Raw genomic sequence first — 21,213 nt, 5'->3', positions numbered from 1 at the left:
ACCATGAGCCAGTTAGCCAATCCTCCTAAGAAAAAACTAACCACTTCGGCAATGATTGCTTCTATTGCTGCCGAGGGTCAACCGACCAAACCAGCACCATTTGGACATGCGCTGAATGCCTTGGCAAAAGAGCGTGATGATATTGTGGGTTTGTCAGCCGATTTATCAAAATATACTGACCTACATATCTTTGCTAAAGAAAACCCAGACAAGTTTTTCCAAATGGGCATGGCAGAACAACTTTTGATGAGCGCAGCAGCAGGACTCGCTCGTGAAGGATTTGTTCCTTTTGCCACAACTTATGCTGTGTTTGCATCACGCCGTGCCTATGACTTTATTTGTATGGCGATTGCAGAAGATAACCTGAATGTCAAAATTGTGGCGGCACTTCCAGGGTTAACCACAGGCTACGGCCCAAGCCATCAGGCGACTGACGATATTGCAATTTTCCGTGCAATGCCGAACCTGATGGTCATTGACCCGTGTGATGCCTTGGAAATTGAACAGGCGATTCCTCAAATTGCCGCACATAACGGTCCTGTATATATGCGTTTATTGCGTGGACAGGTTCCATTAGTACTCGATAAATACAATTACCAGTTTAAATTGGGTAAGGCGCAGGTAATTAAACCGGGTAAAGATTTACTCATCATTTCTACTGGATTATTGACCATGCGTGCGCTTGAGGCAGCCGAAGAGCTTGAAAAAGAGGGCATTGAGGTTTCAGTGCTGCATGTACCTACAATTAAACCTTTAGATGAACAAACTATTTTGGATGAAGTCGCAAAAGGTGGTCGACCTGTTTTAACTGCCGAAAATCACTCAGTCATTGGTGGCTTAGGCGAAGCAGTCGGGTCACTACTTTTAAGAAATGGTCAACATCCACGCTTCGATATGATTGGTTTACCAGATGCATTTTTAGATGCAGGGGCATTACCAACTTTGCATGATCGCTATGGTATTTCAACTGAAGTAGTTAAAGAAAAGATTAAGTCACATTTGAAGTAGAGTAATGTCTGCTTGATGTAAGTAGTATTGAAATAGATTCTTTTAAATCTCTCAATCTTAAAAATTGGGGGATTTTTTATCTCAATATGCTAATGAAATGTAGACATCAACTAACAGGAAGTTGGCTATTTTGAAGGTTTGGTTTAAATAATTATGTGTTATAAGATGAATAAAAATTATAAATAGGATTTGAAAAAATGAAAAAAATACACTTTAGTCTATTAAGTTTTTTAATGTTGGCTGGATGTGGTGAAAATAACCAAAGTATAGTACCAAATAAAGATAATACATTGTTTATACAAGGCGTTAGTGTTAATGAAAAGGTTGAATTAAACCCAGCCATAACCAACTATGACCTAATTGCCTATGGTAATGAACCTACTGAGGCTGTCTTGATTAATTTAACGGGACAGGAAAAAAAGCTCTTGGGCTCTATTTCATTAAAACCTTATTCAAATATAGCGAGTTTAGATTATTTGGTATGGAAGGATACTTTAAATAAGGCACTTATATGTTTACCACTCTTAACTTGTCCAGATGGTACGACATATAAGATAGAAAATTTCGGGGATAAATTTAAATTGAGTTTTGATTTGAATCAGTCCAAAAATGAGTTCTCAGTAACTTCTATAAACGGAGAGGAGGTAGGAAATAGAGTTCCCGTAGTTGTGTCTGGGAATATAAATTTTACAGTTCCTTCAAATTGGCCATTGTTTCAAAAAGATAGGTTTTCAGCTATCAAAGTTAATGATATTGCTATTGATGGAAGTATTTTTAAAATTATAGATTTTGAAGAGTCAAAGCAATATTATAATAATGAATTAATATACACTACAAAAAAATTTACTTTGAAGAAAAATGAAGATATTTCATATTTAAGTATAATATTTTATGAAAATAAGGTGAAAAGTAATGCATTAATTAATTTGGTATATAAAGGTGGGGATTTTACAAATATAGAGGAATTGAGCGATCAGTTTTGGAAGGAAGATCAAAAAAATATAGAGTTTAATCTCGAAAATATAGAGTTGATTGATCATACTAATAATAGGAAACTAAATGTTAGTGTAAATATGAACATGCCTAAAACTTATAGTGACTTACAATTTGGGGATCAAAAAATAGTAATGTTGCCTATTCACAATCGTTATATAGCTACAGTTAAAAATGATCAAAAAATTTATAATCTAGGTTTTGAAAATAGTAATGAATTAATTGATATATCTATCATTCAAGAGCTTGCAGGACATTTAAGCGTTAAAACAATAGTTGGTGAACAAGAGTTCATGTGCGGAAATCGAGAAATCCCTTGTTCTGGTATAACTTCAGATAGTGATAGACAAACCTTTTATTTTCATAATGTAAAAGCAGGAGCAAATACACTTAATGGTATGACTCATATTACAGGGGTATTTGAACAAAAATAAAAAATCCCCTCACTAGAGGGGATTTTTTATTACCACTTAAGCTTAAACAATCGAATCATCTAAATTCGGCCCTAACCAACGCTTCGCTTCATCAAGTGTCCAGCCTTTACGTTTTGCATAATCTTCAAGTTGGTCTTGAGAGATTTTACCCACGTTAAAGTATTCACTTTGAGGGTGTGAATAGTAGAAACCACTCACCGAAGATGGCGGCATCATTGCAAAGTGTTCAGTCAGTTTAGTACCGATTTTGTCTGTAGAACCTAACCAGTCAAACAACACCGCTTTTTCAGAGTGCTCCGGACACGCTGGGTAACCCGGCGCAGGGCGAATACCGACATATTTCTCTTTAATGAGTTCTTCATTGGTCAGTGTTTCATCTGCTTTATAACCCCAGAACTCTTTACGAATGCGTTCATGTAAGTGTTCGGCAAAGGCTTCAGCAAAACGGTCAGCCAATGACTGAACTAAAATTGCAGAGTAGTCATCACCTTTGGCTTTGTATTCATTTGCCAATTCTTCTGCACCAAAAATTGATACAGTGAATCCACCTAAGTAGTCCTGTTGCTCACGGTCAGTACGAATGTAATCTGCCAAAGACAAGTTTGGTTTACCTGTCACTTTGTCTGATTGCTGACGTAAGTGTTCAAAGGTGTGCGTAACATTTTGACCAGCTTCATCAAATACGCTAATGGTGTCGGCGTCAGTGCGCTGAGCAGGGAACATACCAAATACAGCACGTGCATCAAAAAGGTTGTTGTCGATAATATCTTTCAACATTGCTTGAGCTTGGTTGTACAAATCTGTTGCAGCTTCACCAACCACTTCATCTTGTAAAATTTTCGGGAACTTACCTGCCAAGCTCCAAGAAATGAAGAATGGTGTCCAGTCAAAATATTCAACCAATGTTTCAAGCGGGTAGTTTGTTAAAACTTGAGTTCCCAAAAGATTTGGTTTTGCTGGAACGTAGCTTTCATCAATTTTAAAGCCATTTTTAACAGACTCTGCATAAGTCAGTTTTGCTGCTTTTGGTTGTTTGTTGGCTAAGCGCTCACGAATTTTGGCATATTCAGCACGGTGCTCTTCAATGAATTTTCCACGCATTTCTTTTGAAAGTAGGGTAGTTGCAACGCCCACAGCGCGTGAGGCATCGGCAACATAAATCACCGCATCGTTATGGTACTGAGGGTCAATTTTTACTGCTGTGTGTGCTTTTGATGTCGTAGCACCACCGATCAATAAAGGAATATTAAATCCTTTACGTTGCATTTCTTTAGCAACAAACACCATTTCATCTAAAGATGGAGTAATCAGACCTGACAACCCGATGATGTCACATTTTTCATCAATCGCAGTTTGCAAGATTTTCTCACAAGGGACCATCACACCAAGGTCAACAATGTCGTAACCATTACAACCGAGTACAACACCCACAATATTTTTACCAATATCATGTACGTCACCCTTAACAGTTGCCATCAGGACTTTACCTTTAGATTGGCTACCTGTTTTTTCAGCTTCAATGTACGGGTTGAGCCAAGCCACAGCTTGTTTCATGACACGTGCAGATTTCACAACCTGTGGTAAGAACATTTTGCCTGAACCGAACAAGTCACCAACTACGTTCATACCATCCATCAAAGCGCCTTCAATCACATCTAAAGGACGTTTGGCTTTTAGGCGAGCTTCTTCGGTATCTTCGTCAATGTATGTGGTAATACCTTTAACCAAAGCATATTCAAGACGTTTCTCTACAGGTTCTTTACGCCATTCAAGGTTTTCGGCTTCACGTTGAGCACCACTATGACCACGGTATTTTTCAGCGACTTCAAGCAGTTTCTCTGTGGCATTTTGACCAGATTCACCTTGGTTCTGGTTTAAAACAACATCTTCAACTGCATCTTTGAGTTCTTTAGGAATATCATCATAAATTGCCATTTGTCCGGCATTTACAATCCCCATGGTCATGCCTTGTTTAATGGCATGGTACAAGAACACAGAGTGAATTGCTTCACGAACAGGCTCATTTCCACGGAATGAGAACGATACGTTCGATACACCACCAGAAATCATGGCGTGAGGTAAGTTCTGTTTAATCCAACCTGTGGCTTCAATAAAATCGACGCCATAGTTATTGTGTTCTTCAATACCTGTTGCCACTGCAAACACGTTCGGATCAAAAATAATATCTTCAGCAGGGAAGCCCACATCATTGACCAGAACATCATAAGAACGTTTACAGATTTCACGTTTACGTGCAGCAGTGTCGGCCTGACCAGTTTCATCAAAAGCCATCACAATAATCGCGGCACCATATTGACGGCAGAGGCGAGCTTTTTCGACAAACTCGTCATAACCTTCTTTTAAGGAAATCGAGTTAACAACAGGTTTACCTTGTACACATTTTAAGCCTGCTTCAATGATTTCCCATTTTGATGAGTCAATCATGATTGGCACACGTGAAATATCTGGCTCAGATGCCACAAGATTTAAGAAATGAACCATCGCATTTTGCGAATCGAGCATCCCTTCATCCATGTTGATGTCAATAATCTGGGCACCAGCTTCTACTTGCTGCTGTGCAACTTCTAAAGCTTCGGCAAAGTTTTCTTCACGAATAAGACGTAAGAATTTTTTTGAACCAGTAACGTTGGTGCGTTCACCCACGTTTACGAACAATGAGTCATCATAAATATTAAATGGTTCTAAACCACTTAAACGACAAGCTGGCTTAGTTTCTGGAATTTGACGAGGTGCAATGTCTTTTACAGCATTGGCAATAGCACGAATATGGTCTGGTGTCGTACCACAACAACCACCAGTAATGTTAATTAGGCCACTTTCTGCAAATTCTTTTAAGAAGGCAGCAGTTTGCTCAGGTGTTTCATCATACTCACCAAAAGCATTAGGTAAGCCAGCATTTGGATGGGCAGAAATGAAAGTATCAGCAACATCAGACACAGTTTTAACGTGAGGGCGCATGGCATCTGCACCAAGGGCACAGTTAAAACCAATTGAAAGTAAGTCACCATGACGTACAGAGTTCCAGAACGCTTCAGCAGTTTGACCTGTTAAGGTACGACCCGATGCATCGGTAATAGTCCCTGAAATCATGAGCGGTAATTCATGACCAATTTGCTTAAAGACTTCTTTCACTGCAAAAATTGCAGCTTTACAGTTTAATGTATCAAAAACGGTTTCAATCAGAATGATATCTGCACCACCTTCAATCAGCGCATGAGTGGCCTCAATATAGTTTTCTTTTAGCGCATCAAAGGTAATGTTACGAAAGGCAGGATCATTTACATTGGGTGAAATTGAACAGGTACGCGATGTTGGTCCGAGTACACCCGCTACAAAACGAGGTTTGTCAGGTGTTGAATATTTTTCACAGGCTGCTTTGGCTAAACGCGCTGCTTCACGGTTAATTTCGGGAACAAGGTCTTCCATGTGGTAATCAGACATTGAAACACGCGTGCCGTTAAAGCTGTTGGTTTCAATAATGTCTGCACCAGCATCAAGATAAGCTTCATGAATACCTTGAATGATTTCTGGCTGTGTCAAAACTAAAAGGTCATTGTTACCTTTTAAGTCATGTGCCCAATCAGCAAAACGCTCACCACGGTAGTCGGCTTCTTCCAATTTATGGCGCTGGATCATCGTTCCCATTGCACCATCAATAATCAGAATGCGTTTAGCAAGAAGCGCTTTTAGGGTGGCAAGCGTAGACATAGAAAACCCCGATCTTTTATATGAATTTAAAAATGCGGCGCTATTGTAACAGAATAGCAGAACAATTGATGATCTATGACGACCCACCATTCACCGTAAATTAGTCGTAAAAAAAAAAGTGTTTTCGAACAAAAAGAGGGTATTTTTTCATCAAATATTCATAAAATGATCATGATATTGAAATATTTCATCTCCAATATTCCGTTTTATGACAATTAGGCTGTTTAAAAAAACGTCATACAGGTAATTTTTTAGATATTTTTGCTTTAAAAATAGTCATAAATAAGGAAGATATAAATTGATTTAAATTATTGTATTTTAATAAAAAAATAAATTTTATAGAGGAAAGGTGCATCAAATGAGGTCAAAATATGAAAAATTGACTTCATCAGGCGCCGCTTTGTCATATAATTGTCATAATTTAATTTAAGAATACAGAGGATTTTTCTATCCTCTTACCGTCTGCATGAATTCTAATCTACCCCCTGTTTCGGATTCAAAACTTGCGGCAAACCTGCAAGTCAAATCGACGAATGTACATGTCCCGACACCTAAGTTCTTTATGCCGGTGTTTCTGACAATTATTGTTGCAACACTTATTTATATTGGATTTCAGGTGAGTGCTGATTTAGCGCATGTACCGCCTTTGAGTCTTTATTCGGTTATTCTCTTATCTACTGCACTCTTGATTGCTTTAGGCTTTGAGTTTGTAAATGGCTTCCATGATACTGCAAATGCAGTAGCGACAGTGATTTACACCAATGCTTTACCTGCACCAGTTGCAGTCATGTGGGCAGGTTTTTGTAATTTTCTTGGGGTAATGGTTGCAAGCGGCGCAGTCGCTTACGGCATTATTGCATTGTTGCCTGTTGAATTGATTATGAACATGGGTAGCGGTGCAGGTTTCGCAATGGTTTTTGCGCTTCTTATTGCTGCGATTCTCTGGAACTTAGGTACTTGGTTCTTGGGTATTCCTGCTTCTAGCTCTCATACTTTGATTGGTTCAATCTTGGGTGTGGGCATTATGAACCATCTATTGAGTGCATCGACTGGTGTAACCACCAGTGGTGTTGATATGGATCAGGTGATTAAAGTCGGTAAGGCCTTATTATTTTCACCTTTAATTGGTTTTGCTTTTGCAGCGATTGTATTCTTGTTGGTTAAAACTATTTTTAAACGCCAATTAGAATTATTCCAACCACCAGAAGGTAATAAACCACCACCAGCAATCATTCGTGCAATTTTAATCTTTACCTGTACCGGTGTAAGTTTTGCACATGGTTCGAATGACGGTCAAAAGGGTATGGGTCTGATCATGCTGATTTTGGTTGGTCTGGTGCCATTGGCTTATTCATTGAATAAAAACCTTGATACACAACAAGTTCAATCATTCCATCAGCTTTCTTCTCAAACTGCCGTACTTTTGAACCAAAATCAGCCAGAATTAACCGATGAAAAAGCACGTGTTATTTTGACTAAATATATTCAGACTAAACAGCAAACTCCGGAAGTAGTGCCTGCATTGGCAAGCATGACTGATCATTTGGGTGAGCGAGTTTCTAGCTATAGCAACTTAAAAGACATTCCAGAAGCTGCAATCAGTGAAATTCGTAATGACATGTATTTAAGTACAACGACGTTTAAGCGTTTGGATAAAGCAGATGCTTTACCAAAAATGGATAAATCACAAGAAAAACTCGTGAAAGAATACCGTAGTAGCTTAGATTCATTCTTACAATACATTCCAACTTGGGTGAAAGTAGCAGTTGCTTTGGCGCTTGGCTTAGGCACCATGGTTGGCTGGAAACGTATTGTTGTGACTGTAGGTGAACGTATTGGTAAACATCATATGACTTATGGTCAAGGGATGTCTGCTGAGCTTGTCGCAATGAGTACAATTGCAGCTGCCGACGGTTTAGGTATGCCTGTTTCAACGACACACGTTTTAAACAGTGCTGTTGCAGGTACCATGGTAGCGAATAGATCGGGTTTAAACTTCAATACAGTTAAAACGATTTTATCTGCATGGGTATTTACACTTCCTGCAACAATCTGTTTGTCTGGCGGTTTGTACTGGTTATTCTTACAGTTTGTATAAAAGTATTTAAAAAATTAAAGCCACTGTTCACAGTGGCTTTTTTATTTGTTTCTTTTTAACGTTCAGTCTATTTTCATGTACATTCAATTATAAATTAACGAGTCCTTATAAAGCCTCAAGTAACTTCAGAGGCTAGGCTTAAAACTTTTATATCAGGATAGATTATGGATGCGGTTCAAATAGATCAGCTAAAACAACAATTTCCACTTATTGAGACACTGCAAGCCTATCAAGAAACATTTTGGTTTACACCTCATTACTATCCTTTAAAAGAAGCTTTAGAAAAAGTTGGATTAACAGCCGAAGACGTAAGTAAAGCAGAAGCCCGATTAGAGCGCTTCGCACCTTATTTGGCAAAAGTGTTTCCTGAAACTCAAGCGCAACATGGAAAAATTGAATCAGAGATCGTTGAAATTGCCCATATGCAACAAGCACTTTCTTCAACAGAACAAGTGCAGCTGAGGGGAGCATTCTGGCTGAAAAAAGATAGCCATTTACCTATTTCAGGTTCAATTAAAGCACGTGGTGGTATTTATGAAGTCTTGGCTCACGCCGAAAAGTTGGCAATTGAGGCTGGACTTCTCAAGTTGGAAGACGATTACAGTAAGTTAGATCAAGATTCATTTCGAACGTTTTTTTCTAAGTATCAAATTGCAGTAGGTTCTACAGGTAACCTAGGGCTTTCTATAGGCATTATGAGCGCCAAACTGGGTTTTAGAGTTACTGTTCATATGTCTGCCGATGCGAGACAGTGGAAAAAAGACAAACTGCGTTCATTGGGCGTTAATGTTGTGGAGTATGCCAGTGACTATGGAGTAGCTGTTGACGAGGGAAGAAAAGCAGCAGAGCAAGATCCGCACTGCTTTTTTATTGATGATGAAAACTCAACAACATTGTTTTTAGGTTATGCAGTTGCAGGAATACGCTTAAAACAGCAATTTGAGCAAAAACAAATTAAAGTCGATGCTGAACACCCATTATTTGTTTATTTGCCGTGTGGCGTCGGTGGTGGCCCTGGTGGGGTAAGTTTTGGACTAAAACTGGCTTTTGGTGAGCATGTACATTGTATCTTTGCAGAACCCACCCATTCACCATGTATGTTACTGGGTGTCCACACAGGTTTGCATGATCAGATTTCAGTGAATGATATTGGCCTCGATAATGTAACTACTGCAGATGGGCTTGCGGTAGGCCGTGCTTCAGGTTTTGTGGGACGTGCTATGCAGCAGTTAATAGATGGCTACTACACCATTGATGATGAGCGTTTGTATGAGCTCATTGCGCTTTTAAATCAAACCGAAAATATTCAGCTTGAGCCTTCTGCGGTGGCAGGAATGATGGGGCCATATTATGTTCAGATGAGCCCTGATTATTTGGCTTTACATCAACTATCAGCTGAGCAGTTACAACAGGCAACCCATGTGATATGGGCGACAGGAGGCGGTATGGTGCCGCCTGATGAAATGCAAAAATATCTATCACACTTTCAAAATAAATAGAAAAACTCAGAAAAAAGCCCAATTCTAGAATTGGGCTTTAATTAAACTATTTTTTAGATGATTTCCCAAAAGGTAGTTTTTCGGTGGCAAAGCCATAGATTGCAGCAAAAGGCAGGGCAGTTCTTGCTAAATAAGCAACACGCCACAATCCGCCGTGGTTGGCACCTTCCATCATAAGTTCAAGCGGATGGTCCAGCTCAGTTTCAGGATTTGCTACAGAAGATTCATTTCTTAAGTCATGAATCCAGATTGCAGCCATAATTGCATTGGTAGTTTCAGGGCTAAATGCTTCTACATCAAAAAGCTCTGCACCATTAAAAGCTGCTTTCAACAATGGATTTTTAGTCACAGAGTGAGTCGTTGTTGATGGTGCAATATTAATGCTGACGTGTTGTCCTTGATGGCGGGCCAAAATAGCACGCCATTGTTGAATGCGTTTTGCTAAGGCGTAATTTGGCCCTTGTTCAACAACTAGACAGTCGGCAATGCCATAAGTTTTTCCATTTTCACAAGCAATTAAGTCTTGATAGGGTGCCTGAAAAAAACGATTGAGCGAAAGAGCGGAAACACCTTTCACCGCCATTTTTTGTATTTTTGTGCGTGATTTAAACTTTTGTTGAGCAGCTTTAGCGACTTCTTTAGGAACCGCATAAACATCGGTTGGCGTACACATAAACATAAGGCTCGTATCAGACTTATACTCGCTCACAAATTGCATGATGCTGTCCATTGCCATGGAAACACGAACATGCTTTTCACCATCTAAATAAGCTATTGCAGCCAAATCTAACTTTTGCGGAAACTGGACTAACCACTGTGCAATTTCTGGTAATTGAGTCAATAAATTTGCACCCAATTTATCCTTTAATTCAGAAACTTTTGCTGATGAATCAATTTGTTCAACACTAGGGGCAATGAGGGTTGCGTTTCCTTGTTGAATCGTATTTAAAATCTTGCCCCAGACACGTGGGTTTGGTAAGTCGACAGCAACAATATTCGCTTTCCATTTGGCTAACCAGGGTAGAGGTCCTGCTTCTGAAGCTGCACCAAACAGCACCATAGTACGGTCAGATAAATCAAACCATTCTGGATGAGCAATAGCTTCACGTAGAGCTTTTGCATGGCTTGGTTCAATAATACCAGCCTCTTCCCAACGTTGAATCTGGTCCAGTAAGCTTTGCCCGCTTAGTTTTTGCCCTTTGTAAGGAACATACCATTCAGGTGCTGCATCACTTTCACCTTTAAGTTTTACTGTATGAAGTGGCGTAGATGAAGCAATATTAACTGCATCTTTTAAAAGGTAGTGTTTACTATCACGATAATAGTCAAAAATATGGTGAGCTTTATGCAAACCTTGCTTCGCAATAGTAATGGGGTGGTTACTATTAGAAATTCCTTGTTTAACAAGTGCTTTAAAATATATTGGGTAATTTTTTCGCCAGTTTTTTTCATTCAACACTTGTTGTGCGGTTTTATTATCTACAACAGATAAAGCCTCTGACAAAATTTCTTGGCCAGTAAGAGATGTGCTTTGTTTTTTTGTTGAGGCGTGTACTGGAAATTGTAGACCTTCGACTTGACTTGTGCTGGACATAAAATATCTCGTTATACGACTGGGTTAATATACAGATGTATACATTATCTATGCCAATGAAAGGAAACGAGTGGCAATAACTGACAAAATAATATTGATTATTTATGTGATGAAACATGGAAGAGGGAATTATTATGATAAATTCATCTCATTTTGGTCTTAATTTTTTTCACAATTTTAGAACATTTTTATAGACTTACGTTACATAAATGATTATTTTGTATTAAGCAAATACATCAGTTTTAGCCTGAAGGTAAAATGTTCAAAATGTATCAATAATACAGATACAGAAATGATTAAAAACTAGACTTTTTTATTAAAAGATAAGAAAAGTCAGACTGAATAAGAAAGAATTGGGGTGAAACTAGATAGAAGACAACATAAGATTGTCTTTTAAAAATCTTGGGGATATGGTGATTTTTTTACACCATAATTTTCTAGTTTCACCCCATCTATTTTGGGTTGGAACCCTCCATTTTTGTACTCACTTTATCACTCGATTAAACCTTATTTGTTTAAAGTAACTTCAAAATTACTTTAAAAGAAACTATTTCTAACAACGTCCTTTTTTCGCTTGTCCTGGTGGGCAAAAGTCTCCTGGATGGTTGTGATAAGGTGAATCTGGATCAATCACAATACTACCTTCAGGTGTATGAACTGCGCAGGCTGATAATGACATTGTGAAAATTGCTGCTGCACAGAGAAGTAATGTTTTCATCTTGTTCTCACTTTTTTATCATTCTCCATTTTACTATAGAAATATTTTGATTATTTTTCGATCTACTTTTGGTTAAGAATATATTTAATAATTCTGATTTGAAGATACTAATCAGACCGTAAAATCGTTCGGAAGCCCACATGGGTTGCTGCTAAATCAAAGTCTTGCGGATAGCGGCTACTGCTACGATAACGTGAACAATAATTTTGTGCACAAAGAAAAGATCCGCCTTTAATTACATATTGTGTACTGGTGATTTGTTGTTGTCTTAAATCAGAATAATTTCCCATATGCTGGTCATGAGCACCTTGATATGGAGATGATGTCCATTCCCATACATTTCCAATCATATCAAATAGTTTGAAATGATTTGGTGCAAAGCATCCAACGGGCGCAACATCTTTAAAGTGATCTTGATTCAGGTTTTGAAAAGGGAATTCACCTTGCCAGTAATTTGCTTGTGGATGTTGGTGTTCATCGGTAGGGGCCTGATGTAAGGGTGTATCAGTTTGTGAATTCGCTTTAGCTGCATATTCCCATTCTAGTTCTGTTGGTAAATCACGTCCTAACCAGACTGCATAATGTTCAGCATCGTTTTTACTCACATATCGCACAGGTTCATTAGGATTAGCTACGGCACCATTATTGCCGTTTGGAGTTTTCCATGTATAGCCTGATTTTAGCTGCCACCATTGCTGTGGGTGTTGAGGGTCTGGTGAAAAAACAGCAGCCTGCTTTTGTTTTTCAGCATCAGTGATATAACCTGTTGCTTTTACGAAACTAGCAAACTGAGCAACGCTGACTTCTGTCTGATCAATCCAGAATCCTTTGACTTCCCGTTGCTTTTTTCCAAAATTAAGTTCATCGGGATAGGCTTTTTCAGAACCAAAATTAAAATGTCCATTAGGAATTAAAACCATTCCAGCTGTAGGTTGTTTTAGCCAACCTTGAGGTAGTCCAGTGTAGTTTTTACATTTCTCAAGAGAACCCAAGTCACCTAACGAGGTTTGCTGCTGAGACGATGGTGTGGGTTCAGAAACTTGTGAAGATTGACTACAGCCTGTCATAAAAGACAGGCTGATGGTCGTAACTAAAAATGGTTTCAATCTCATTTGGCGTTATATTCCTGCACACCATTTTTTTCAGTATATTTTTGATAGACCGATAACAGCTCTTGGACTTTTGCTGGGTAAAGTTGAGCAACGTTCTGTCTTTCCCCTCGATCTGCTTTAATGTTGTATAGCTCCCAAGTTCCTGTACCTAATTCAGGTCGCCCTTGAAGTGCAATTTTCCACTCGCCTTGTTTTGCATATTTACTGCCATGTAATTCATCAGCAAAACTAAAATTTTCGGGGCGAATCGTAGTTGTTTTATTTTCAAGCAAAGGTTTCCATGAAATCCCTGATGGCGTGTTAATGGTACGACCATTGTATTGGCCTTGAGGTACTGGAATATGAGCATATTCTAGTAAAGTTGGGAAAACATCGAGTACTGATGCAAAGCTATGATTCGTTTCTTCTGCTTTTTTCTGATTTGGTAATTTCACGATAGCAGGGGCAGTAGTTGCACCTTCACCAGCGGTATCTTTCCATAAATGGAAAGGTGCAGCACTAACCTCAGCCCAACGTGGTCCAATATAGTGATACGAAGTCGGTGTACCTACATTTGCTACAGAGTTATCAAAGCCAGATTCACTGCCGTATCCTCCACGTACAAAACCTTCTGCACCATTGTCGGAAACAAAGAAAATTAAGGTGTTGTCATAAAGATTATTTTGTTTGAGGTATTGAATAATTCGGCCCACATTGGCATCGAGATTTTCTACCATACCTGCATAGATTTCCATTTTACGGGCTTCTAGTGCTTTTTGTTCGGCTGTTAATTCATTCCATTTTCCATATTTTTGTGGAGCATTTTGAGTTGCAATCGGTTCGGCTGCTTCAAAGTTTGCCGGGATAATACCAAGCTGTTTTTGGCGTGCGATACGCGCATTACGAATTGCATCGTAACCAACATCGTAAACTCCGCGATATTTTTCACGGTATTCCGCAGGTGCCTGAATTGGCCAGTGAGGCGCTGTATAGGCAGCATAAGCAAAGAACGGTTTGCCGCTATTTTTGCCTGAGTCTAAATAGCTCAGTAATTTATCAGTAAAATAATTTGTCGAGAAAAAATCATCAGGCAATGCTGAAACAGGAATAATTTGCCCATCTTCCGTATAGGTCGAATTTCGCTTAAATGCACTTGGAGCTTGTTTAAAGTGATGATCTAGCCCTTGTAACAAGGTAAATGAATGGTCAAAACCTTTTGCGTGGGCATTTGTTTCAGGAGTTAGCCCTAAATGCCATTTACCGCTGATATAAGTACGATAGCCATTATCTTTCAGTACTTGTGCAATCGATAGCGAACGTTCATTCAAATAGCCCTCATAGCCGGGCTGGCCCTTTAAATGTTCTGGCGTGAGTTCAGCCATTGCACCAATACCAGCTAAATGGTGATCAGTACCTGAAATCAATTGTGAGCGTGTTGGGGAACAGGTCGGGGCGGTGTGATAGTCAGTTAAAAGGCGACCTTCCTGAGCTAGGCTATCAATATTGGGTGTACGAATTTCACCACCGAAAGCCCCTAAATCTGAATAGCCTAAGTCATCCGCCATAATAAATAAGATATTGGGCTGTTTAGGCGTGCTTACTACATTTTCTTGTTTATCGTTGTCATTACAGCCAGCCAAAGATAAGCTAAATAAAGCAATGGAAAGGCTAGATAAAATTGCTTTGTACTTCATTGTATCATCTGAATTATTAAAAGATTTGGCATGAGTTTAATCAGATGGTTTTTGCAATCAAAACAAGGAAAAGATCAAAGAAAATCAGAAAAAAGACTGAGAATTTATGGTGATAAATAAATGAGAAAAAAAGAAAAGCCCATTACGGGCTTTTTTTGAATGCTTGACTTAGAACGGAATACGAGTCAGCTGATCTAAGAAATGTGGAATCACTTTAGGTTCGATCAAAATGGTGACAAGGACCCCGTAAGCTGCACCCCATAAATGAGCACTATGGTTGATATGGCTATTACCACGTTTACCAGCCCAAATGCTGTACGCTACATATAAAACAGCAAAAATAATGGCTGGTACTGGAATGAAGAATACAAAAATCAGCTTCCATGGTTGAAATAGAATATAAGCAAATAAAACAGCTGAAACTGCACCAGAGGCGCCGAGGCTCGCCCAGTTTGTATCATTTCTATGTTGTAAATAGCTTGGTAAAATCGCAAAGATTAAACCGCCTAAATAGAACAACACAAATCCCATGTCATAAAAATATTGGCGATAAAAACTTTCAATAATGCTGCCAAAGAAGAACAGGGTAATCATGTTGAAAAGTAGATGTGTACCATCTGCATGGATAAAGCCATGAGTAATGAAACGATCAAATTGTCCACGTTGCATTGCAGGTGGCCAAAAAATTAAACGATTCATCACGTTTTGATTGCTAAACGCAAGTAAAGAAACAATGACCGTAATAATAATAAGGGTAATGGTATGGTTAAACGGCAGATGCAACATAAGAAATATTTAAAAAATGATCAATATTGAGTCCAATAATGCCATTAAAAACTTCAGTTGAAACCCTGTTGTGTATAAATCCGACAAATTTAGTTGATTTTTTTTAAATCTACCTCATCTTCGGTTAATATAAAGGCATCAGCTTGAGGAATATTGTTATGTCGACTGAGAACACCAACACTGCTGTTGCAGAAGAAATTCCAAACCTTTTGATTACACCATCTGCACAAGAGTATTTGCACGATTTATTGACGAAGCAAAATACTCCGGGAATTGGCGTTCGAGTTTTTGTTGAACATCCGGGTACGCCACGTGCAGAATGCTGTATGGCATATAGTGCACCAGAAGAAGTAATCCCAACGGATTATAAACAGGACTATCCAGATTTCCCTGCATATATTGACGCGCCATCTATTCCTTATCTTTTAGATGCCGTAATTGATTACAATAAGGACCGTTTTGGTGGGCAGTTAACTTTCCGCGCGCCAAACTCTAAAGTTCCACGTGTTGGTCCAGATGCATCAATTGAAGAGCGTATTACTTACATTCTTCAAGCAGAAATTAACCCAGGTCTTGCAGGCCATGGCGGGAATTGTAGCTTGGTAGAAGTACAAGATAATCCAGAACATGGTTTAACTGCTGTATTAAAATTTGGTGGTGGTTGCCAAGGATGTTCTGCAATTGACGTTACCTTGAAACAAGGTGTAGAAACGACGTTAAGAGAGCATATTCCAGAGCTTCAACGTGTGGTTGACCAAACTGACCATACACAAGCTGAAGGTGCTTATTTCAAATAATTAAATTATTTGAAAAGTGAAATAAAAAAGCCTCGAAATGAGGTTTTTTTATTATTCAGTATAAATAATGATAATTATTATCAATATCATTTGTAATTTTATTTAGATTTGTTACAATGCGGAACTTAAAATGAGAGATGTTTAATAAATCAATATATTGGGAATACTTATGTCGAAGCGTATTATCCAGTCAGTGCTTTCTGTTTCAGTACTGGCAAGTATGATGTCTATGGCTTATGCTGCAAAAAATGAGCAAGAACAAGCTGAACCAGCATTAGAAAAGCCTGCTGAACCTGTGAAATTGGAAACAATTTTTGTAACAGCTGAAGAGCAAGTAAAGCAATCGCTCGGTGTATCAGTGATCACCCAAGAAGATTTAGAAAAACTTCCAGTTCGTAATGATATTTCAGATTATGTACGCCGTATGCCTGGTGTAAATTTAACTGGAAACAGTGCAACAGGGCAGCGTGGTAATAATAGACAAATCGACATTCGTGGAATGGGTCCTGAAAATACGCTCATTTTAGTGGATGGAAAACCTGTTAACTCTCGTAATTCAGTTCGCTATGGTTGGAAAGGGGAGCGTGATACACGCGGTGATTCAAACTGGGTTCCAGCAGAAGCAATCGAATCGATTGAGGTTTTACGCGGGCCAGCGGCAGCTCGATATGGTTCAGGTGCAGCAGGTGGTGTAGTCAACATCATTACTAAAAAAGTGACGAATGAAACCCATGGTTCGGTAGAGCTCTATACTTCACAACCTGAAGACTCTAAAGAAGGTTCATCAAATCGAGTTGGCTTTAACTTGAGTGGGCCACTGATTAAAGATGTTTTGTCATACCGTTTATATGGTAATTACAATAAAACAGAAGCTGACGATGTCGATATTAATAAATCAATAGGCAGTACGGCAGCTGGGCGTGAAGGCGTTAAAAATAAAGATATTTCAGGACGTTTAGCTTGGCAAGCAACAGACCAACAAACAGTCTTGCTCGATGTCTCATCTAGCAAGCAAGGGAATATTTATTCTGGTGATTCTCAGTTAAATGCAAATGCTGAAGCTGATGCGATTCTTTCGGAGCTTATTGGTAAAGAAACCAATACCATGTACCGTGATAGCTATGCTTTAACACATGAAGGTGATTGGTCTTGGGGTAAAAGTAAGTTAGTTGCTCAATACGATAAAACTCATAATAAACGTTTGCCTGAAGGTCTGGGTGGTAGCACAGAAGGAAAAATTAATAATCTGGATGATAAAGCGACTTCACGCTTAGAGACTCTTCGGTTGAATGGTGAAGCTAATATTCCTTTTGAATATTATGTACCACACGTATTAACACTCGGTACTGAGTGGGTTGAAGACAGATTTAAAGATAATATTTCGACAAATCAGGGGACAGACAGCAGCGGTTCAGGTTATGGCGATCAATTAGCTAAAGGCAATCGCAGTAAAATGGAATCACGGATTGCTTCTGCATATATCGAAGACAACTTGAAACTCACAGACAGCACCGATGCCGTGTTAGGTTTACGTTTTGACGACCATAGCAAATCTGGCTCTAACTGGAGCCCAAGCTTAAACGTTACTCAAAGGCTCAATGATTATTTCACGTTAAAAGGTGGGATAGCAAAAGCTTATAAAGCACCAAACATGTATCAAAATGCCGAAGGATACTTACTCAGTACAAACGGCAATGGTTGTCCAGCCAATATTGAATCGCGTTGTTTATTACAAGGTAATGGTGATTTAAAACCTGAAACTTCGGTAAACAAAGAGTTAGGCATCCAGTTCCAGAAAGATATTGTCAACGCGAGCTTAACGTGGTTCCGTAATGACTATAAAGATAAGATTGTGGCAGGAACGAATGTTGTTGGCACTGTAGATGGCTCAAGTACCAATGCAAATACAGGAGCTGTGACCAACACGAAGTGGAATATCTTACGTTGGGAAAATACGCCTAAAGCATTAATTCAAGGTTTTGAAGGAAGCTTAGGATTAGACTTTGGCGATATTCGTTGGACCAATAACTTTACTTACATGATGGACTCGAAAGATAAGCAAACGGGTAACCCATTATCTTTAGTTCCAAACTATACGATTAACTCAATTTTTGATTACGACATTACAGATCAGTTAGATGTGAATTTTGTATTTACTCAATATGGTCGTCAAAAATCTCGCCAGTTTGCTGAAAATAGACTCGAATCGGGCATTGGTTCAGGTGGAACAAATTCTGCGATTAAGCCAAGCACTGTAAAAAGCTATAGTACGGCTGGAATTAATGTTGGTTATAAAATTTCAGACAATATTAGTACGCGTGTTGGTGTAAGTAACTTGTTTGATAAACAAATTTTAAGAGACAGTAATTCGATTAGCCAAACTTACAATGAGCCAGGTCGAGCTTATTACGCCTCTCTAAAATATTCATTTTAATCCATAGTAATAACAAAGGCGCTTTAAGCGCCTTTGTTATTTATAATATCTAATGCTTTTTCAGAATAATAAAATTTTTCTAGGTAAACACGAGCACGTCGTCTTAAATGACCAGTTGTGACTAATTGCTGTAATACCGGCACAAGTAACTGAGTCAGTTCATGTTGAATTAAGCTTTCATCAATATTGAGGTCACGAAGTAACAAGTCAAAATTATGTTCCTGATTGCGCACATACCACGTGTAAATACCATCATGTACTTGTTGTTTCAAATAAGAAGTCTGGCGAATGTGATCCCAAATCTGATGTCCTAAACCCACAGTTTTTGATAAATCCTGAACTTCTACATAATTTTTCAAAACAGAAAGCGGCATGGTTTTAACTTTATGCCAAATATTTGCCTGAAAATGGTAGAGCTTATCATTGTCAAAATGTTGGTTTAAAACGCGCTCACTCATTTGAGTGAGTTTTAAAATATTCTTTTGCAAATAATGATGAATCGTGTCGTCTAGATTTGAATCGGTTACGGTTTCTAGAACCGATTTACCCATCTTCATAAAACGACCTACACCCGGCACCCGTTTTGACATCGACTCATCTAAATAGTCATGCATCGTTTGTTGAATCAGCTGTGTTAGAAGTGCTGAAAATGCAGGATTATTCACAATCGTTTTAATTAGCTTCTTACGATGCTGATCTTTACTTGCAACGTATTGCGCAATTCCATCAATTGTTAAAACAGGAATAACATCTTCAATTGTTGTACTGTCATTAGTAGGATGAATCAATGCAAAACGGATATGTTCTGCAATTTGTTCAAGCAGGGAATCAGAAGCAGGGGTGTCTAAAATTTGCTTTTGAATCAGCTGCTGAATTTGTTCGAAAGTCCAGAGGTGTTGTAGTTGCCGACTACCCAACCAATGATAAAATTGCTCAAATTCTTGTTGGATAACATGGGGCTGAGCAAATTCCTCATCTAAAAAATCAAGATGAGCTTCAATGAGTTTTTCTATAAGCGGTTGGGTAGACATAAGGTCTCACAAGTCCGAAGTTTTATTTAAGGTGTAGCCGCTTTTGGCGACTGATTTGTTTCTACTTTCAGTAAAAACGGTACATATTGTTGAATAACCAGCTGCTCAGCTTCCAGAATTGGCATATGGCCAACATTTTCTAAAATAACTGGAGGTTGGGCATTCTTTAATAGTCGTTTTAATTCACTTGCGACTTCGACATTAATAATCTTATCTTGCTTACCCCATAAAATCAGTGTCGGTGCATCTATTGTTTTTGTGAGAACTGCAAATGAATCGGGAGTGTAAACCTTATTTAGCGCAATAAGCTGATCAACCAGTTTCTGTGTTTGAGGTGCCTGATTAATCATGAGCTTTTCTTGAGCTTCTAAAAATTCTTTTGGAATAAACGGAGGATTAAACATGGTTTGCTTTAATAAATAGTTAAAGTCCCCCTTTTTAGATACTAAAAGTTGTTTTAGGTAAGCAGGATCTTTTAGATAAATTGTATTGGCAGAACGGAAAATACCGCCACTATCAACTAAGAATAGGCTTTTGGTTTCAAATGGATATTGTCCAGCATAGAGTAGGGCAATTGAACCGCCAAGTGAGTGGCCAGCAATATGAATAGGGCCTTTTAAATTTGCAGCTTCAACGAAACGACGTAATTTTTCGGCAAGATTAGGCACTGAATAATCAAAGTCTTGTGTAACTAAGGTTTCACCACTTCCTGGTAAATCGGGAATAACGACATGGTAATTTGCTGTCAGATAACGGGCGACACGGTTCCAGTTATCACGGCTACCTCCTAATCCATGGATGAGTAACAACGTAGGTTTAGTGGCAGACCCACCTTCACTATATGACCAAGTTATATCACCAACTTTTAAACTTTTACTTTGTAAACCTGCCCAGCTTCGTTCTTGCTGCAAAATATTTTGAAAGCTTATATCAATCGTATCGGCAGCTTGAGTCTGAGAAATACTCATTATTGTTGTAAGGCTGCATGCTAAGGTAAATGCTGCAACGGTTTTTTTTAGAACGGTTTTTTTTGATGCGGACAGCGTTGTCATAAGATTTCATCCTTGATGCATAAGCGAGTTTGAAAATTATTGAAAAACTTTGCCAATGAGTCATTTGCTAAATGATTAAAAGGAGGAAAATTATAGTCAATCCATTTGCTAAAGTATGTCTATTTTTTCACTAAACAGCAGTGAATGTTCAGTAAATTCTCCATTCAAATAGAGGAAGTATTTTTAAAATTTTTCATGGGAAATGATTTAATTTTTTGTCAGTGACATTCAAATTTTGACACATTAAAATGATTT

The 21,213-nt window shown here is 38.5% G+C and carries 14 protein-coding genes; 6 read left to right on the top strand and 8 right to left on the bottom strand.

Features of this window, described 5'->3' with window-relative positions; genetic code table 11:
* Nucleotides 1–3: 3 nt before the first annotated feature.
* Complete coding sequence (locus MKL38_RS07545; protein ID WP_270902955.1) at nt 4–1,008, top strand: transketolase family protein; 1,005 nt, start codon at nt 4–6, stop codon at nt 1,006–1,008.
* Nucleotides 1,009–1,205: 197 nt separating this feature from the next.
* Nucleotides 1,206–2,435, top strand: a complete 1,230-nt coding sequence (locus MKL38_RS07540; RefSeq protein ID WP_270902954.1) for a hypothetical protein — start codon at nt 1,206–1,208, stop codon at nt 2,433–2,435.
* A gap of 42 nt (nt 2,436–2,477) precedes the next feature.
* Here the strand turns inward: MKL38_RS07540 and metH are convergent, their stop codons facing one another.
* Nucleotides 2,478–6,164, bottom strand: coding sequence for a methionine synthase (gene metH, locus MKL38_RS07535; RefSeq protein WP_270902953.1), 3,687 nt, complete (start codon nt 6,162–6,164; stop codon nt 2,478–2,480).
* Nucleotides 6,165–6,630: 466 nt separating this feature from the next.
* Here metH and MKL38_RS07530 point away from each other — a divergent pair, with 466 nt between their 5' ends.
* Nucleotides 6,631–8,262 (top strand): inorganic phosphate transporter, encoded by a 1,632-nt coding sequence (locus MKL38_RS07530; RefSeq protein WP_005042277.1) that lies wholly within the window; start codon nt 6,631–6,633, stop codon nt 8,260–8,262.
* Between the two features lie 164 nt (nt 8,263–8,426).
* Nucleotides 8,427–9,761 (top strand): D-serine ammonia-lyase, encoded by a 1,335-nt coding sequence (locus MKL38_RS07525; RefSeq protein ID WP_270902952.1) that lies wholly within the window; start codon nt 8,427–8,429, stop codon nt 9,759–9,761.
* 46 nt (nt 9,762–9,807) lie between these two features.
* Here the strand turns inward: MKL38_RS07525 and MKL38_RS07520 are convergent, their stop codons facing one another.
* The 5 genes from MKL38_RS07520 to MKL38_RS07500 all read right to left on the bottom strand — a co-directional run bounded on the left by MKL38_RS07520 (nt 9,808) and on the right by MKL38_RS07500 (nt 15,644).
* Nucleotides 9,808–11,355 carry a hypothetical protein gene (locus MKL38_RS07520; RefSeq protein ID WP_270902951.1) on the bottom strand — a complete coding sequence of 516 codons (1,548 nt, stop codon included), beginning with the start codon at nt 11,353–11,355 and terminating at the stop codon, nt 9,808–9,810.
* Nucleotides 11,356–11,908: 553 nt separating this feature from the next.
* The gene (locus tag MKL38_RS07515) at nt 11,909–12,073 is read right to left on the bottom strand and encodes a hypothetical protein (protein ID WP_004793999.1); all 165 of its coding nucleotides are present in this window, start codon (nt 12,071–12,073) and stop codon (nt 11,909–11,911) included.
* A gap of 107 nt (nt 12,074–12,180) precedes the next feature.
* Complete coding sequence (locus MKL38_RS07510) at nt 12,181–13,185, bottom strand: SUMF1/EgtB/PvdO family nonheme iron enzyme (protein ID WP_270902950.1); 1,005 nt, start codon at nt 13,183–13,185, stop codon at nt 12,181–12,183.
* Nucleotides 13,182–14,858, bottom strand: coding sequence for an arylsulfatase (locus MKL38_RS07505; protein WP_080026491.1), 1,677 nt, complete (start codon nt 14,856–14,858; stop codon nt 13,182–13,184). The genes MKL38_RS07510 and MKL38_RS07505 overlap by 4 nt, the downstream gene beginning before the upstream one ends.
* Nucleotides 14,859–15,026: 168 nt before the next feature.
* Nucleotides 15,027–15,644 (bottom strand): rhomboid family intramembrane serine protease, encoded by a 618-nt coding sequence (locus MKL38_RS07500; protein ID WP_003653076.1) that lies wholly within the window; start codon nt 15,642–15,644, stop codon nt 15,027–15,029.
* A 158-nt stretch (nt 15,645–15,802) separates the two neighbouring features.
* Between MKL38_RS07500 and nfuA the strand changes: the two genes are divergently transcribed.
* Together nfuA and MKL38_RS07490 are read left to right on the top strand one after the other, a co-directional pair.
* Complete coding sequence (gene nfuA, locus MKL38_RS07495) at nt 15,803–16,441, top strand: Fe-S biogenesis protein NfuA (RefSeq protein WP_003653074.1); 639 nt, start codon at nt 15,803–15,805, stop codon at nt 16,439–16,441.
* Between the two features lie 169 nt (nt 16,442–16,610).
* Nucleotides 16,611–18,875 carry a TonB-dependent siderophore receptor gene (locus tag MKL38_RS07490; protein WP_270902949.1) on the top strand — a complete coding sequence of 755 codons (2,265 nt, stop codon included), beginning with the start codon at nt 16,611–16,613 and terminating at the stop codon, nt 18,873–18,875.
* A gap of 23 nt (nt 18,876–18,898) precedes the next feature.
* On the opposite strand, the gene MKL38_RS07485 is transcribed toward MKL38_RS07490, so the two are convergent.
* Both MKL38_RS07485 and MKL38_RS07480 read right to left on the bottom strand, forming a co-directional pair.
* Entirely contained in the window at nt 18,899–19,906 is a 1,008-nt protein-coding gene (locus MKL38_RS07485) for a hypothetical protein (RefSeq protein WP_270902948.1), read from the bottom strand.
* 26 nt (nt 19,907–19,932) lie between these two features.
* A complete protein-coding gene (locus MKL38_RS07480) occupies nt 19,933–20,958 on the bottom strand; it encodes an alpha/beta fold hydrolase (protein ID WP_270902947.1) in 1,026 nt (341 codons plus the stop codon).
* Nucleotides 20,959–21,213 lie beyond the last annotated feature (255 nt).

This window comes from Acinetobacter sp. AOR14_HL (genome assembly GCF_027855175.1).
Lineage (GTDB): Bacteria > Pseudomonadota > Gammaproteobacteria > Pseudomonadales > Moraxellaceae > Acinetobacter > Acinetobacter calcoaceticus.
This window is presented reverse-complemented; position numbering and strand designations above follow the sequence as displayed.